We start from the raw sequence: 16,265 nt of genomic DNA on the forward strand, positions 1-16,265 counted from the left end.
TAAAATACAGCCTGAGATCTTCGGGTTTTGGACCGTAAAGCTGAGCAAACATAAGGAGGAACGCCCGCGTGTGGGAAGATAAATTTGGTAAGGAAGGTTTCACCTTCGACGATGTACTGCTGGTGCCACGGAAATCCGAGACACTGCCTAAAGAAGTGGACGTATCTGTTCGTTTGAGTGACAGCGTAAAACTGAATATTCCTTTGATTAGTGCTGGCATGGATACTGTTACTGAAGCGACATTGGCTATTGCCATTGCCCGTGAAGGCGGTATTGGTATCATCCATAAAAATATGTCTGTTGAGCAGCAAGCAGAGGAAGTGGATCGGGTTAAGCGCTCGGAGAGTGGTGTTATTACCAACCCGTTCTCATTGACAGCCGAACATTTGGTTTCTGATGCAGAGTCGGTTATGGCAAAATATCGCATTTCCGGTGTGCCAATTGTTGAAGGAGATCAAAAACTTGTTGGTATCCTGACAAACCGTGACTTGCGTTTCATCCACGACTTCTCCATTAAAATTAGCGAAGTCATGACTCGTGAGAATCTGGTTACTGCGCCTGTAGGTACTACACTGCAAGAAGCAGAAGGCATTCTCCAGAAGCATAAAATTGAGAAACTTCCATTAGTAGATGAGTCCAACACACTGAAAGGTCTCATTACTATTAAAGATATCGAAAAAGCAATTCAATTCCCTAACGCAGCTAAAGATGCACAAGGACGTTTGCTGGTTGGAGCAGCGATCGGGATTTCCAAAGACACCTTTGAACGTGCAGATGCATTGGTTCAAGCCGGTGTGGACCTGATTACGGTAGACTCGGCACATGGACATCACATTAACATCATTGATGCAGTTCGTCAGCTGCGCGAACGTTTCCCGAACCTGACAATTGTTGCGGGTAACGTTGCTACAGGCGATGCAACACGTGAGTTGATTGAAGCTGGGGCGTCGGTTGTCAAAGTGGGAATTGGTCCAGGATCCATTTGTACAACTCGCGTAATTGCAGGTATTGGTGTTCCTCAAGTTACAGCAGTATACGATTGTGCAAATGTAGCGCGTGAATATGGCGTACCAATCATTGCTGACGGCGGTATCAAGTACTCTGGTGAAATTACCAAGGCTCTTGCTGCAGGTGCTCATGCAGTTATGCTGGGAAGCTTGTTTGCAGGTACGGCAGAAAGCCCGGGAGAAACGGAAATCTTCCAAGGACGTAGCTACAAAGTTTACCGCGGTATGGGTTCAATGGCTGCAATGAAACAAGGAAGTAAAGATCGTTACTTCCAGGATGATGACAAGAAACTGGTTCCGGAAGGAATTGAGGGACGTGTTGCTTACAAAGGTCCATTGTCTGATACGATTCATCAGTTGATTGGTGGTCTACGCTCAGGTATGGGATACTGTGGTACAAGCAGTTTGGAACAGCTTCGTAACAACACTCAGTTTATTCGTATTACAGGCGCGGGGCTTCGTGAAAGCCATCCGCATGATGTACAGATTACGAAAGAAGCTCCTAACTACTCGTTGTAATCTGAATTGTGTTAATCATTTCCAGGACAGGCTTGGCGATTTTCGCCGGGCCTGTCTTTTTTTGCGGATACCCCTGTGATAGAATAGAACAAGCGGTGATGATCCTTTAATGGATTAGGGCGTTGCGGCGGTTTTTTGACGTGAGTCTATGAAACTGCTTCTGACAATGATTTTTGAGTGGTAGAAAAAGGTTGAAGGTTGCCCAGCGAAAAAAGAAGCGCGGACGTCCTTTTACATAAGCATTTCATTTAATGCTAACTAAGTGACAATCGATTCGAACTTTAGGAGCAATGACATTGCTCTTTCGATACAGCGCATATACAACACACATCTCACACATCATCTTCACCTGTTAGGGACTAAGAAAATATTGCAGCTCAAGCTGTACTGAAGCACACAATAGAAAGCTTCGGACCGAAGGGAGTATTCATCATTGAAAGCCAAACAAATGAATAAGAAAAAACGTCAAATGCTCAAAAAAAGCGTAGCCTCGGTTATGCTGATTAATATGCTCTGCATGTCTGCGGTAATGCCTGTTATGGCTGCTGCAAACGATTCAGGGCAGATCTTGACCGCGGCGGCAACAACAACGAAGACTGAAAAAGCCGTGGACATTCCTTCGGCAGACTCCCTGGGACTCGATGTTAAATCAGCCGTACTGATGGAGGCTTCAACGGGTCAAATTCTACTCAATGTTAATGCGGATAAAGCTATGCCGCCTGCTAGTATGACTAAAATGATGACAGAGTACATTGTGGCTGAACAGGTTAAGCAAGGAAAGTTTAGTTGGGATGATATTGTAACTGTAGGTGAAAATGCAGCCAAGAGTACAGGTTCCCGCATTTTCCTTGCAAAAGGTGACCAACATACAGTTAAGGAGCTGTACATTGCTATGGCTGTAGGTTCAGCCAACGATGCTACGGTTGCTCTGGCTGAATATGTTGCAGGCTCCGAGCAAGCTTTTGTGAAAATGATGAATGATGAAGCGAAGCGTATGGGAATGAAAGATAGCTACTTCATCAACTCCACAGGACTGGATCGTGCAGATATGCCTGCGGATTTCCGCCCTACCGAGGATAAGGAAATCGTCATGTCGGCACGGGATGCAGCCATTTTGTGCAGATATATCATCATGGATCACCCGGACTACAAAGATTTCACGACAATTCAATCCTATAAATTCCGCCCCAATGACAAAGATCCAATTATTAACTATAACTGGATGCTGGAAGCGAATAAAAATATAACCAACTTCAAAAGCTATGCCTATGAGGGTCTGGACGGGATGAAAACGGGCCATACCACGAACGCAGGGAATAACTTTACCGGTACGGCTGAGCGTAATGGCATGCGTCTGATCAGTGTGGTTATGGGTACCGATTCGGAGCCAGCGCGTTTCAGAGAAACGAAGAAAGTATTGGACTTCGGATTCAACAATTTTGAAGTGAAACAGGCGGTTGCTGCCAAAACTAAAGTCACAGGCTGGGAAGCTGTACCTTTGAAAAAAGGGAAGGAAACAACAGTACCTGTTGTGACAGATAATGCAGTAAGTTTCGTTGTACCTAAAGGTACTCAAAACCTGGACGTGACATTTAAGGCGAATGTTACTGAAGCTGATAAGCTGGTTGCTCCAATTAAGGCCGGAACCAAGGTTGGTACGGTTACTTATACGTACAAAGCAGAGGGAATTGAGCCACAAGAGAAGACAGTGAATCTCATCACCGCAGAAGAAGCGGAAAAAGGTGGTTGGTTCCGTCTCTTCTTCCGTGCAGTGAAAGATTTCTTCGTTGATCTGTTTGATGGCATCAAAAACCTGTTCTAATAGATAAGGTGAAAGAAGACGGGTTAATATGACATTTTCAATATAATGTCGTCAGACTATTGACAAAATACAAGTATTTCCGACCGGATGGATTGTATATTTACAATTTTTCCGGTAAAATATCAAGTTAGAATTCTACGTATAAATCAGTTAAAAAGTCTATTGTTCTTCTAACTGACACTGCATATTCCACATCCTGTTTATGGACAAGAACGATACATCCATTACGGTATATTGGGGTATGGAAACGGGAATAGCACGCGTTAAAAGAGGTGCCAAAGCGCGGATCGGACATGATGTGGCGCCAAGGACTTGGGTGAATCGTTGCGCCTGATTGGCGAAGGTGCTTCCATGATCGGTACCAATTCCAAACTTGCACCTTCCGAGCCCATGCAGGATCGCGGCTGGTAAGAGAAAGGTGGATTTTAAATGAAGATCGGCGTTTTAGCACTTCAAGGGGCAGTCACCGAGCATATTCGTAGTATTGAACGGGCTGGCGCAGAAGGATTGGCGATTAAACAGGTTCAGCAACTTGAGGAGCTGGATGGGTTGATTCTTCCTGGTGGTGAGAGTACCACAATTGGCAAACTGATGCGCAAATATGGTTTCATGGAAGCCATTCGGGCATTCGCTGCAGAGGGGAAACCGGTATTCGGCACCTGTGCTGGTTTGATTGTTATGGCCAAACATATTGCAGGACAAGAGGAAGCTCATCTGGAGCTAATGGATATGACCGTCTCTAGAAATGCATTTGGACGGCAGAGGGAAAGCTTTGAAACGGATCTCCCAGTAAAAGGCATTGAGGAGACGGTAAGGGCTGTGTTCATCCGGGCACCTCTAATTGAGCGTGTAGGGGAAGAGGTAGAAGTTCTCTCCACATACAAGGATGAGATTGTTACTGCCCGCCAGGGACATCTGCTGGCTTGCTCCTACCACCCTGAGCTGACAGATGATTATCGACTGCATACTTACTTTGTGGACATGGCTAGGTCGTATAAACAGCCTGTACAGAACCAATAGTGATTGATATACAACCTATGACTGCCGGTGAACCGGATCAGTCCTCCAGAGGCTCACAAGGCTTGCTGGCAAGGTGCTGTCTGGTTAGATGCCTGATGTTGCCCGTATCTGCTTTCAAAGCGGGAATCGCAGCATAGGGCAGCACCGGAGGCCATAGGTTATTTTTTACCATTAAGAAATGATGAAGTTATAAGGCTGCAAAGTTTTGGCAGGAGTTAAGAGGAAGATTTCTACTTTGTGGTGTTATTTAGGAGGGGTATTTAGTGCTTGATGTGAAAATATTGCGGAATGAGTATGCACGTGTTGAAGAAGCATTGACGAAACGTGGCAAGTCGCTGGATCTAATCGCCGGGTTCACGGATATGGATGCCAAGCGTCGCGAGTTGCTGCAAGAGAGTGAAAACCTGAAAAGTCGCCGGAATACGGTATCTGGAGAAGTGGCCAAGCTTAAAAAGAGTGGTGAAAATGCCGACGAGTTGATCCTTGAGATGCGTGAAGTCTCCGATCGAATCAAAGCAATGGATGAAGAAGTGCGTGAGTTGGAAGTGAAGATCAACGATCTGACTATGGCGATTCCGAACATCCCTAACGAGAGTGTACCTGTTGGTGCGTCCGAAGATGATAATGTGGAGATTCGTCGTTGGGAAGAGCCGAAGTCCTTTTCATTTACACCAAAAGCACACTGGGAAATCGCACAGGATCTCGACATTCTTGATTTTGAAGCGGCTGCCAAAGTAACAGGCTCCCGTTTTACCTTTTATAAAGGATTGGGTGCACGTTTGGAACGTGCTTTGATCAACTTTATGATGGATCTACACAGCGATCAGCATGGGTATGAAGAGATTCTGCCTCCATACATCGTTAACCGTGACAGCTTGTTTGGAACTGGCCAACTGCCGAAATTCGAGGAAGACCTGTTTAAGCTGAAAGATACCGAGTATTATTTGATCCCTACCGCTGAAGTTCCGGTAACGAACTATCATCGCGAAGAGATTTTGAATGCAGACCAACTGCCTAAACACTTTGTGGCGTACAGCTCATGTTTCCGATCTGAAGCAGGTTCTGCTGGACGGGATACACGCGGCTTGATTCGTCAGCATCAGTTCAATAAAGTTGAGTTGTTGAAACTGTCTTCTCCTGAGACCTCTTATGAGGAATTGGAGAACATGACACTAAATGCGGAACGTGTGCTTCAATTATTGGGGCTGCCTTACCGTGTTCTGACGTTGTGTACAGCAGATATGGGCTTCACATCTGCCAAAACATATGACATTGAGGTTTGGTTGCCGGAAAGCAATACGTATCGCGAAATCTCGTCTTGCTCCAACTGTGAAGACTTCCAAGCACGTCGAGCTAATATCCGTTTCCGTAGAGAGCCAAAAGCGAAACCGGAATTTGTCCATACATTAAATGGTTCAGGACTGGCAGTGGGGCGTACAGTAGCTGCTATTCTGGAGAACTATCAACAAGAAGATGGAACAGTGGTTATTCCTGAAGCACTTCGTCCTTACATGGGTGGAGTCAGCGTGATTGCCCGTCGATCCTAAGATTTTCAACTAAATGATTGAAATAAAAAACCGTCTCCTGACAAATGGGAATTTAGAACGTTCCATTTTCACAGGGCGACGGTTTTTTGTAGTTTATTTTTTATGAAGACGATACGTTAGCCATGATTTCCCCTAAGCGAAAGCGTAAATATTAGTTCATATATTCAATGGAGCGAAGCGTACGCACCAAGATCATAAGTGCTTCGTCTGTGGATGCTGCTTTTTTCGGCTCGAAGGAAGTCCCGAATGTATCTTGAAGCAAATCGAGCGATGTCAAAGCCTGGACTTGGGCTGTGGCCCAAGGAGAGATAGAATCTTGGTCCAGATAGGATATCACAGCTGAGCTATTAGCGACAGAATCTCCTCCTGCATACTGAATTGCCCGATAGACCATGCTTGCGAGCTCTTCCCGGGTGACCTGACGATCGGCACGGAATGTTCCATCCGCATAGCCTTTGACAATTCCAAGGTGTGCAGCGGTTGCCGCATACGATTGTTCCTCAGTCACATCCCGGAAAGAGGTATTCTTAGATACGATTCCGTTTGCTCCTAAGGCGGAAACTAATAATTGGGCGACCTGTCCGCGTGTGATCGGTTCACCCGTCTTCAATTGATTCAAAGCAAGTAGTTGTTTGTTCTGCATGTATTGGATGCTGTTTATCGACGAATCATCGTCTGAAGTATCTATCTGTTCGTCTGAAGCAATAACATAAGTGCTGTATTGCATGTCCCGTATTCTTACCTCCCATTGTCCTTTATCTTGGACGAAATAGGCTGGCACGTAGGAATATGTCCGCGTTTCTTCATTGAACCCGAGAACGGTTGCTGTCTGTGGGTCAAGATCTGTAGTACCAAGGTGGATGACCCGAGTCACATGTTTTAATTCTTCTTGATCCAGCTTGAGCGTTTGGTCACCAGCCACCCATTGTACATTGAAACGTAAAGGCTGTACCAACAATTTTAGGCCGGCTGGTAATGATTGTTTTAGGTTAGACAATTCATCGTTGGACAGGATATCAATGTTAATCTGGAGATCAAGCTTTTCGGTTGGCACATGCAGTAGAGATGATGCACGTTGAATATTTAATTTATTCAAAGCTAACGCCATTTTGGACTGATTGCTGTACAGAGTGAATGAAGAAACTTTTTCCTGTGAGCGCAGAAAAGAAAGAACTTCCTTCGGTAGTGTCAATTGAATGTGCGGAACACTTGGCAATATAGTTACAGACAAATCATTCAGATGATCAAGAGTAGATAACTTACGTACGACACTCGAATCTACGGATACGGAAACAGTGCCATTATCCAATTTCCCATGTATCCATTGGTTTAGGCTATTGGCTGCAGAACCCATAGATGCGGAAGAATCAATAATTGAGTTGCCAACTGTGGCTGAGTTGGAGGTTTGTGATGACGAGCTGCTGCTCTCAGGCCTGTTTCCTCCAGACTCAGGCTCACCGCCACCAGACTCAGGCTCACCGCCACCAGACTCGGGCTCACCACCGCCAGATTCAGGCTCACCGCCGCCAGACTCAGGCTCACCGCCACCAGACTCAGGCTCACCGCCACCAGACTCAGGCTCACCGCCACCAGATTCAGGCTCGCTGCTCCCCTCATCATCTCCATCAGGATCGGCTGATGCTTTTTCCATTCCGAAGAAATGCTGAAAATAGCTAATCGAATCTCCCTTGTATATGTCGTCAGCTTTGTAATCAATGGCGTTACCCGCCAATACATGTGTCATTAGCCCGGCAGCCAATACGGTCGTCTTAACGGCACGTTTTCTAGCGTTTCCGGCTTTAAGCATTTGCTGATGAACATTCTTTCTTTTCTTTTTCATCTCTTCACTCCTTATTAAAAGTAGAACTAACGCAAAGAAAGAGCAAAAGGAATCATATGTTGCGCGACTTCAAACTCCCTGTGCGTAGAACCGATTTTGTTCATATTGACTTCGAAAATCCAAATCTCACCCGACGAATCAATGCCTACATCAATGCCCAACTCGCAGATTCGCTCCTTCACATGGTCAGCAATATGATTAGCCGTCATTGTCGCCATCTGTTCTAGTCTCGTCAGCATGACTTCTTCCTTTTGAGGAAACTCATGCCGAGACAGCCAGTCCCATGTCGTAAATGCACGGAGTGAACCAGCGTGGTTAACTACCTTATGCTCGCTTTGGGTAGAGAGAAAAGGAAATGCGGAAATGAAAGACCATTTCCCGCTTCCGTTCCGGACCAGATGCAGTCTTATATGAAAGGGGAGTCCGTTCCGGGTTTCGCTTCGAATAAATTTTTGAATAATAAAGCCCCTTTTGGTCGCAAGCATGGAGATCAGTTGCCCGAACTCCTCATCGTTCATCATGTGAACATGCTCGTGAGCCTTTACGGCGAAGCCTTCCTGTTCACGCTGAACAACGATGATTCCGTTGCCGAACGAGCCTATAGAGGGCTTGATGATGGAAGTCCCGTAAGTATCGATGAAGGCCAAAATCTCTTGAACGCTCTCTACTGCAGCATACGGGATTATATGGGAGACAAGCTTTGCATTGTCTTCAAGCATTTCATAACTTTTTTTCTTGCTAAAGGAACCTCCGTTTCGTTCATCGGTGAAGGGCACATGTCTTAAAGCCTCATAAACGTAACTGTAATTCGCATTACCACGTGCTTTCAATCGGTCATAGACCACATCAGGGAATGGACAATACCGTGCCTCCCACTCTCCGTCCTCCAGGACATATCCTTTGATATAGCGCAATTCTGCATGAACATCGTGTGGAGCAAAATAATAAAACACTGCATCACTCCATTTTGCTGAATATGCGCAGGCGGTAGCGAGTTGCTTATCACAGGGGTCGTTGGTCAGCATGGCAATAACGGGATGGGGCGCTATTTGCCCGGCTTTGGCTACATATTGTGCGTATTCAATCGCTCGTGCTGCCCGTGCCTGCTCATGAAACCGCGTTTGGGGGCTTATATTGGCCTCCAGGAACAGGATTTGGCCTGTGGGAGTCACAATAAAATCCATACCAAGCTCATCAATAAGAAAGGAATATGAACGGTTAATTGTCTCTGCCATACGAATAGCCAGCCGCTCCAGTTCAATCCTGAGCTGGTCGGCCTGAACTGGGAATAAACGATAGAGCATATCAGCCGCGTCCTCCATGCCACCACCTTTACTTATATTGCTGATGATGGAATCGGTAATACCAGTGCGGGCATACATTTTGGTCAGAGCCCATCGTCCCGTTCCATCGCGCTGAATATGTATTCGAAAATCAACAACTTCTCCCATCTCGGTAAGGCATGGAAGGTAGGGCTGAATAATAGAGGAGTTTTGAGCGAGCCCTTCCTGCAAAAGTTCCTGTAATCCAGAATAATCAAGCCAGATCGCTTCATTTTGCTGACGCCATACATAGCGATCATCTATCTTTTTGACTGTGAAAATGGAATTTCCTCGGCGCCCTTGATCAGGTTTAACTAAAACTTCATCGTGAACATCCAAAAAAGCAAGAAATTGATTGAGATCCTGCAAGCGCTCCGTCGGAATAAGGTGATCTTTGAAGAGGGGGTCCAGCTTCTTCTGAATGTCGTATTTTCCGTGAATTAGATATGTTGTAAAGGGAACCCTGCGACGCAGCCAATTCTCACATTCCGGCCTGTTATTAACAGGCTCAGGTGCTTCATTAAGTACCACGTCAGGGAGAGGCACCTTCCTCTGTACCCATGCGTTTCCCTCAGGGAAGGTACCGTGGAGTAATTCCTGTTCCATATCGATGCTGCCGGCATCAAAGAAGAAAACATTTGCGCCTTGTTTCATTCCCTCTGAGATCAATTCACTGATTCGCTCCTCAGGCAATGTGTTCAAAGGGTCATTTTTACGATACACACCTATAAACAAGCAACCACCTCGTAATGAAAAGTCTAAAATTCAATTATACAGAGCAGGGCTGAACGGATTCTGAACAACCATTCAATCGTTAGGTAGCGCTGGTTATCTTTACTTAGTAGGTGAAAATCCCCTTTTTGATGTATCAAATAATAAATCATATAAAAAGGTTGCTTTCTGCCATACAATTATGGTATGATCTATTTCGTGGCAAGTTTATAAAAGTTAATGTCCTGGAGAGGTACCGAAGCGGTCATAACGGGGCGGTCTTGAAAACCGTTAGGGGGCAACTCCACGTGGGTTCGAATCCCACCCTCTCCGCCATACTACAATTATGATAAGGGTCCGAGCGATAAGCTCGGGTCCTTTTTTGCATTTATTTATCATTTAGTGCAGCCGCATACACGCTGTATCTTCCAGAGCATTTTTGCGCTAGAAAATCAGTTGGTTTCAATATCTGTGTGATGAATAAAAACATCCGAATCGCCGCACTTTATATAAGAGTGGAGGTGGTAAGATGAACCGCGAATTAAACATAGATCAGACGGAGCTTGTAGGTGCTTGGCAGGAAAGATTGCCTGAGGTCCTAAATGTCGGAGATCGGGCTCAGGTTATGGCTGACGAGGCTGATCAACAGGCTATTCGAATTCACATCGCAACAGCGGGACACCAGATGTACTCGTTTGATTTCAAGTGTGCCTATGTGGATTCTCGTGAAGTCAGTGTACAGCTAATTGATGTGGAGCGCGATGGAAGAACGACGGATGAGCGTACAGAGCCCATTCAGGAATTGGCTCAGGATTACACGCGTCATATTCATGAGTGTGCCCAGTCGTTGCAACCCAAAACTAGACATTAGGCAGACGTCAAAGGAGTGGTAATACGTGAGTAAAGCGAAAGCTGGAACAGATAAAAACCTGCAAAATGTAGTCGCAGATCTGGATCAGACACCTGTAAATAGTCACCATGCCCAGCAAATTCAACAGGACTCAAATGACCGTCGGAATCAGGATTCCATGAATCATGATAAAACGGAAGATATGGACCCGTCCCATTCCTAATCCAAAGAAGAGGAGGGAACTACATGAGTAAACCCAAAACAACACCTGTACCTGAAGCTCAGGCTGCTGAGCAGCACCGAAAACCGGAAAAGCATTCTTCCATGCAGGAACCGTTGTCCGGCTCCAAAAAAGTGAAAAACCAGAACCATGTGGATCATCATAATCCTCAAGGCTAAGATTAAAGGAACAATCATTCCTCTTCTTTAGCACATATTAATGAATAACGATAACCTATAACTCCGGTTAACAAACCGGGGTTTTTGCGCGTTCATACATGATTTAGAGAAGCACACCATTGATATCTAAAGCTTACATAGGTCTTTGTAGCCAATTTACAGAGTAAAGATCACAAATTTCCCAAATCGTGTTTCCGTTTCAGAATAAATGGTATATCATTGATATTGAATTATTTTTTTTGGGGTTATCACGAGAGGAGAGAAACAAATGACTAAACGTATGGGGGCGCTTCTTCTTACGTTGCTGTTAACCGTATCCATGGCACTGACAGCATGTAGCAGCAAGCAAGAGCCAAAAGAGGCATTGAAGACGGCGGCAGCCAATGCTTCCAAATTGACTTCGTATGAGATGAGTTCTAACTTCACTATTAATGAATTGAGCTATAAAGCTGCAGACGAGTCACAACAGGATCCAACGATGTCTCAGTTTATGAGCATGCTGAAGGATGCTCAGTTGAATGTAACTGGCGTATACCAAAGTGAGCCGATGCAGACCGAAATGACGGTAGGGATTGAGCTTAAAGGCGATATGGGGATGACTTTTACCATTCCAATGGTTATGACCGCTGAGAAGTTATATGTTAAGGTACCAAGTATTCCGTTCTTCCCGATTCCGGAAACGGTTGTTGGTAAATTCCTGGAGCTGGATCTGAAAGAACTGGCTGAGCAAGAAGGAACGGAATGGAATCCAAATGCTATGGATGCAGCCAAAACACAAAAGCTGAGCAATGAAGTTATGGATGCGGTCCTGAGCGAGTACGATCAGGATAAATTCTTTAAAAACCTGGATGTGAAGGATGCACAGCTTCCAGAAGGTTTGGATGCCAAACAAGTTGTCCAATTTTCTGTCAACAATGACAATGTGAAGGAAGCCGTTACTGTCCTGGTAACCAAAGCATTGCCTAAAGTTTTGGATATTATCTCTAAAGAAGAGTATCGTGACATGTTGCAAATGAGTCAGGAAGATATCAACAAAGCTAAAGAGGATCTAAAAATTACTGAAGCAGATCAAGCTGAAATGGCTAAAGATCTGGACCAGTTGAAAGACACACTGACTATTAACCAGTTCCACATTGATTTTGCTTTGGACAAAAAAGATTTCCCGGTATATCAAAAATTGGTTGCTGATCTGTTGATTAAACAACCTGATACCAAGGATGAAGTTAAACTTGCTTTCACTGGTTCGAACACATACACCAAAATTAACGAGAAGCCAGCATTTAAAATTAATATTCCTACTGGCGAAGACGTCATTACAATGGAACAGTTTGAAGAACTAATGAACGCATCTTACGGATACTAAGTTCTCAGATTATGATTTAAAGCAAAGAGCCGCTCGACCTTAGGGTCGAGCGGCTCTTTGTATGTTGTTCCAAGTTCTGTTCAATTACTGTAAAGATTCACCCATGTCCTCGGCGAGCACAGCGTAGATCTGATGGTCCTGATACTCTCCGTTAATCTTGAGATATTTACGAGCAATGCCTTCAGCCTGGAAGCCATTTTTCTCCAGAACACGTTTTGAACCCGTATTGGATAATAGAATAGCTGCTTGAACACGATTTAACTTCAGAGCACGGAAGGCGTAGGATACAGCGAGTTTCACGGCCGCGGTCATTCGTCCTCCGCCTTGGTAATCTGGATGGATGAAGTATCCCATGTCTGCATAATTGGCAACGCCCTGAACGACATTGTTCAAGCTAACCTGACCGATCAGAATACCATCGTCGATTGTAAAAATTCCGAATTGATACCCCGTTCCTTCCTCAGCCGCCTGCATTCTATCCTGAATGCGTCTGGTTTGCGCATGCAGCGTATAGAACTCATCATCCCGGATAGGCTCTACGGCTTGGTAGGGAAGACGTGTGATTTGAATAAGAGCAAGATATGCCTCCGTATCTTGTGGAGTAAGTAGACGGAGACTTATCCCTTTTGGTGTGTCGTATAGTGTAAGCGGCATGGAATGCACTTCCTTTCTAGATAGATATAAAATTCTATTTTTTGCGTAAACGCCGGAAAAATTGAGTCAGCATGGTGGAGCAATCTGGTTGCAGAATGTCAGCAACCACTTCGGTTCGATGATTAAAACGAGGTTCCTGCAGCAGATTCATCAGCGTTCCTGCACATCCGGCTTTGGGATCAGCGGTACCATATATAACTCGAGGCACTCTGGACTGCACAATGGCACCTGCACACATCGGGCAGGGCTCCAGTGTAACGTACAGACTACAATCCAGCAGTCGCCATGCGCCGATGGCTTCACTAGCCTGCCGGATGGCTACCATCTCCGCATGTGCTGTAGAATCGAGTGTCGTCTCACGCAGGTTATATCCACGACCAATAATACGGTTATGTTGAACAATTACAGCCCCGATGGGTACTTCCCCGAGTGCTTCTGCCTTGTACGCTTCAGCAATGGCTTCACGCATCCAGTGCTCGTGCTGAGCCTCCTCCGAGAGATGCGAAAGATCGGGTTGGAGAACGTCATCCTTCATTAAAATGTAAAACTCCTTCCAAAGAGTAATTTGTGCGGCGAACAAACATTCGTTTGTTAACATGTTGTGTATAAGTCTGTGGATAACTGACGAGTTGCTCACATAGTTATGAACATACTATCCACATGCCTGTGGATTTGTGTATAATTTTTAGTGGTTATTCCCATTGTAGGCATGGAATAGACAAAATACAATTGATTTCGCCATTTTCAGCCAAGCGGTAACTTTTGGACAAGGGTCAATTATCCTTTTCAAATAGACATACAACAGTTATGATGGATATAGGTTTTGCCATATATCGCCAGAGGGTACAAGCCGAGAGGTGAACGAAAAAGTTGTCTATTAAAACGAAATTATCCATGATTATGTCGTGCTCAGTGCTCGTCATTTTGATTTTAAATATAGCACTGAGTTATTATACTACAGAAGAGAATCTAAGGCAGGACAGCGAAACCAAGATGGTGCTTACGGCCAAACAGATTGCAATCGCTGTCGAACAGAGTCAGTCCAGTTCGGAATATGTAAAACGACAAATTGGGAACAATTTATGGCTGGCCTCAGTAATGGCAGCAGAAGAACTGGACCCGAATATTAATAATATCACAAATGAAGACCTGGTTCGCATGAGCGAAAAAGTCGGTGTCTCCCACATTTCATTGATGGAGCAAACGGCTGATGATATTGTGGTTACCCGGTCTTCCGATCCAAAGGAGATTGGATTATCTACCAAATCCATGACTTACTGGTATCAGGCATTTAAACAGCTGTTCGAAAACCATCAGGTTACGATTTCACAGGGACAGAAATTAGACCATTTTTGGTCGGATGGATTCGAATACTCTACATCCAATCCGTCGGATGTTGATATCTGGGGTTACTATCATGATGGGAAAAGGAATTACATAATCAATCCCTTCTATAATAATGCCGCTGTTGACGACTATGTGAAGATCTCTGGTCCAGACGAGATTTTGAATAAGATTCGTGAAGTGAATCCTTCTATTCTGGAGATTACAGGCATCAATCCATTGACCTTCGGTAGCTCGAGCATGAGCAATGACGGAAGGGATACAAACCACAATAAGTTGAATAACAGGCCAATTCGTTTCGGTACCTATCAATATGGTGCGGCAGAAGAGGATCACAAGGCGGTAGTACGGGCAATTCGTACTGGGCAGAATGTATCCTTTGTTAGTGAAACTCATGAACAGAAGGTGCTCAAAAGTTTTATTCCGATATTCACCCCCAATGAATCATCTTATGTGATTAGTATTGTTATGGACTATAAGCAAATATCCTCCATGGTATCGGAACAATTGGTTAGCCATGCCTCGATTTCACTTGTGTTACTGGAGATTGTGATCTTTGGCAGCTATTTGCTCGCAGGATACATTACGCGTCCTATTCAATCTATTCTGGGCAAAGTGAATGATGTAGCTGACGGTCACTTTGATTTCCGTTTGAAAGTGAGAAGGAAAGACGAATTGGGCCAATTAGCGAATCGCATTAATGCCATGATTCGTAATTTGGGCCATTATACGAATCGTCTGAAACAGATGTATGAAGAAAATCGTGCGGTAAAAGAACATTTGGAATCGATCATTAACCAAACGGCAGATGCGATTCATATTACGGATCTGGATGGAAATGTTTTGCGGGTAAACCGTGCCTTTGAGCAGTTGTACGGCTGGCGCAGTCGTGAGGTAGAAGGCCGTAAGTTAAAAATTATCCCTCCTGGCACTGAAGAGGAGATGGAAGAGCAGCATGCCCAGTTGATTGAGGGTATGTCAATTACGTCCAATGAAACGACATGGATGAAGAAGGATGGTAGCCGTGTCGAAGTCAGCGTGAGTACAGCACCAGTCCGCGATGAAGCAGGCGAGATCACAGCACTGATCAGCGTTTCAAGAGATATTACCAGCCGTAACCGTATGGAGGAACTGCTTAGACGTTCCGAGAAACTGACGACCGTTGGTCAGCTGGCAGCGGGGGTTGCGCACGAGATACGTAATCCGCTTACGACCCTACGTGGGTTTCTCCAGCTCCAACAAGAGACGAACAAGCTTAATCATCGTCACTTGGACTTGATGCTGTCCGAGTTGGATCGAATCAATCTTATTGTGGGTGAGTTTCTGATCCTGGCCAAACCACAGGCAGTTCATTTTCAGGAACGGGATATTCGCTTCATTCTGGGAGATGTTATATCATTACTGGATAGCCAGGCGCATCTGCATGGTGTGGAGTTTGTATTAAATGCTTCATCCGATTCAGTTATGGTACATTGTGAAGAGAACCAGTTGAAGCAGGTCTTCATTAACTTGCTGAAGAACGGCATGGAGGCCATGCCAGACGGAGGTAATATTCGAATTAAACTTAATCAGGACATAGAGAATAGTCGGGTTCGGATTGAAATTAAGGATGAAGGCACTGGAATTCCAGAAGAACTGATGCCTAAGCTGGGGGAACCATTCTTTACAAGCAAGGAATCGGGAACAGGGCTTGGCCTGATGGTCAGCCAGCGCATTATTCAATCACATAAGGGCATGATGGATATCAAAAGCGTCATGAACAAGGGAACGACCGTCATTATCGAGCTGCCTGCTTCCCAACAGCAACCGGAGAGTATAGAGGAAGAGCATGAGACGGACAATGAACCTACAGACGAAGAGAAATAGA

The 16,265-nt window shown here is 45.0% G+C and carries 13 protein-coding genes and 1 tRNA gene; 10 read left to right on the plus strand and 4 right to left on the minus strand.

The features are described 5' to 3' along the window. The first annotated feature begins 68 nt into the window (after nt 1-68). The 4 genes from guaB (at nt 69) to serS (ending at nt 5,915) form a co-directional block, all read left to right on the plus strand. Nucleotides 69-1,526 (plus strand): IMP dehydrogenase, encoded by a 1,458-nt coding sequence (gene guaB, locus RS891_RS00420; protein ID WP_024628817.1) that lies wholly within the window; start codon nt 69-71, stop codon nt 1,524-1,526. Nucleotides 1,527-1,959: 433 nt separating this feature from the next. Continuing rightward, complete coding sequence (locus RS891_RS00425; protein WP_397386878.1) at nt 1,960-3,348, plus strand: D-alanyl-D-alanine carboxypeptidase family protein; 1,389 nt, start codon at nt 1,960-1,962, stop codon at nt 3,346-3,348. Between the two features lie 429 nt (nt 3,349-3,777). Beyond that, on the plus strand, nt 3,778-4,368 hold the full coding sequence (gene pdxT, locus RS891_RS00430; protein WP_315794150.1) for a pyridoxal 5'-phosphate synthase glutaminase subunit PdxT: 591 nt from the start codon (nt 3,778-3,780) through the stop codon (nt 4,366-4,368). A 263-nt stretch (nt 4,369-4,631) separates the two neighbouring features. Then, nucleotides 4,632-5,915, plus strand: a complete 1,284-nt coding sequence (gene serS, locus RS891_RS00435; protein WP_163758820.1) for a serine--tRNA ligase — start codon at nt 4,632-4,634, stop codon at nt 5,913-5,915. 151 nt (nt 5,916-6,066) lie between these two features. On the opposite strand, the gene RS891_RS00440 is transcribed toward serS, so the two are convergent. Beyond that, nucleotides 6,067-7,755: an S-layer homology domain-containing protein gene (locus tag RS891_RS00440; RefSeq protein WP_315794151.1), complete on the minus strand. Its 1,689-nt coding sequence runs from the start codon at nt 7,753-7,755 to the stop codon at nt 6,067-6,069. Nucleotides 7,756-7,781: 26 nt separating this feature from the next. Continuing rightward, a complete protein-coding gene (locus tag RS891_RS00445) occupies nt 7,782-9,812 on the minus strand; it encodes a YheC/YheD family protein (protein WP_315794152.1) in 2,031 nt (676 codons plus the stop codon). Nucleotides 9,813-10,035: 223 nt separating this feature from the next. Between RS891_RS00445 and RS891_RS00450 the strand changes: the two genes are divergently transcribed. The 5 genes from RS891_RS00450 to RS891_RS00470 all read left to right on the plus strand — a co-directional run bounded on the left by RS891_RS00450 (nt 10,036) and on the right by RS891_RS00470 (nt 12,400). Continuing rightward, nucleotides 10,036-10,124 (plus strand) — tRNA-Ser (locus RS891_RS00450). 193 nt (nt 10,125-10,317) lie between these two features. Then, on the plus strand, nt 10,318-10,659 hold the full coding sequence (locus tag RS891_RS00455) for a hypothetical protein (protein ID WP_064641367.1): 342 nt from the start codon (nt 10,318-10,320) through the stop codon (nt 10,657-10,659). 25 nt (nt 10,660-10,684) lie between these two features. Next, entirely contained in the window at nt 10,685-10,861 is a 177-nt protein-coding gene (locus RS891_RS00460) for a hypothetical protein (RefSeq protein WP_315794153.1), read from the plus strand. A gap of 23 nt (nt 10,862-10,884) precedes the next feature. After that, entirely contained in the window at nt 10,885-11,037 is a 153-nt protein-coding gene (locus RS891_RS00465) for a small acid-soluble spore protein P (protein WP_053779025.1), read from the plus strand. A gap of 268 nt (nt 11,038-11,305) precedes the next feature. Next, a complete protein-coding gene (locus RS891_RS00470; RefSeq protein WP_113055826.1) occupies nt 11,306-12,400 on the plus strand; it encodes a hypothetical protein in 1,095 nt (364 codons plus the stop codon). An 84-nt stretch (nt 12,401-12,484) separates the two neighbouring features. On the opposite strand, the gene RS891_RS00475 is transcribed toward RS891_RS00470, so the two are convergent. Together RS891_RS00475 and tadA are read right to left on the minus strand one after the other, a co-directional pair. After that, the gene (locus tag RS891_RS00475) at nt 12,485-13,054 is read right to left on the minus strand and encodes a GNAT family N-acetyltransferase (protein ID WP_113055825.1); all 570 of its coding nucleotides are present in this window, start codon (nt 13,052-13,054) and stop codon (nt 12,485-12,487) included. A 34-nt stretch (nt 13,055-13,088) separates the two neighbouring features. Beyond that, nucleotides 13,089-13,589 (minus strand): tRNA adenosine(34) deaminase TadA, encoded by a 501-nt coding sequence (tadA, locus tag RS891_RS00480; RefSeq protein WP_113055824.1) that lies wholly within the window; start codon nt 13,587-13,589, stop codon nt 13,089-13,091. 335 nt (nt 13,590-13,924) lie between these two features. Between tadA and RS891_RS00485 the strand changes: the two genes are divergently transcribed. Further along, nucleotides 13,925-16,264 carry a PAS domain S-box protein gene (locus RS891_RS00485; RefSeq protein ID WP_113055823.1) on the plus strand — a complete coding sequence of 780 codons (2,340 nt, stop codon included), beginning with the start codon at nt 13,925-13,927 and terminating at the stop codon, nt 16,262-16,264. Nucleotide 16,265: the final 1 nt, after the last annotated feature.

The organism is Paenibacillus sp. BIC5C1 (genome assembly GCF_032399705.1).
In the GTDB taxonomy this organism is placed as follows: Bacteria; Bacillota; Bacilli; order Paenibacillales; family Paenibacillaceae; genus Paenibacillus; species Paenibacillus taichungensis_A.

Coding starts and splice junctions, on each gene's coding strand:
- pdxT (WP_315794150.1), top strand. CDS start 3,778: ATGAAGATCGGCGTTTTAGCACTTCAAGGGGCAGTCACCGAGCATATT.
- RS891_RS00440 (WP_315794151.1), bottom strand. CDS start 7,755: ATGAAAAAGAAAAGAAAGAATGTTCATCAGCAAATGCTTAAAGCCGGA.
- RS891_RS00455 (WP_064641367.1), top strand. CDS start 10,318: ATGAACCGCGAATTAAACATAGATCAGACGGAGCTTGTAGGTGCTTGG.
- RS891_RS00465 (WP_053779025.1), top strand. CDS start 10,885: ATGAGTAAACCCAAAACAACACCTGTACCTGAAGCTCAGGCTGCTGAG.
- RS891_RS00470 (WP_113055826.1), top strand. CDS start 11,306: ATGACTAAACGTATGGGGGCGCTTCTTCTTACGTTGCTGTTAACCGTA.
- RS891_RS00475 (WP_113055825.1), bottom strand. CDS start 13,054: ATGCCGCTTACACTATACGACACACCAAAAGGGATAAGTCTCCGTCTA.
- tadA (WP_113055824.1), bottom strand. CDS start 13,589: ATGAAGGATGACGTTCTCCAACCCGATCTTTCGCATCTCTCGGAGGAG.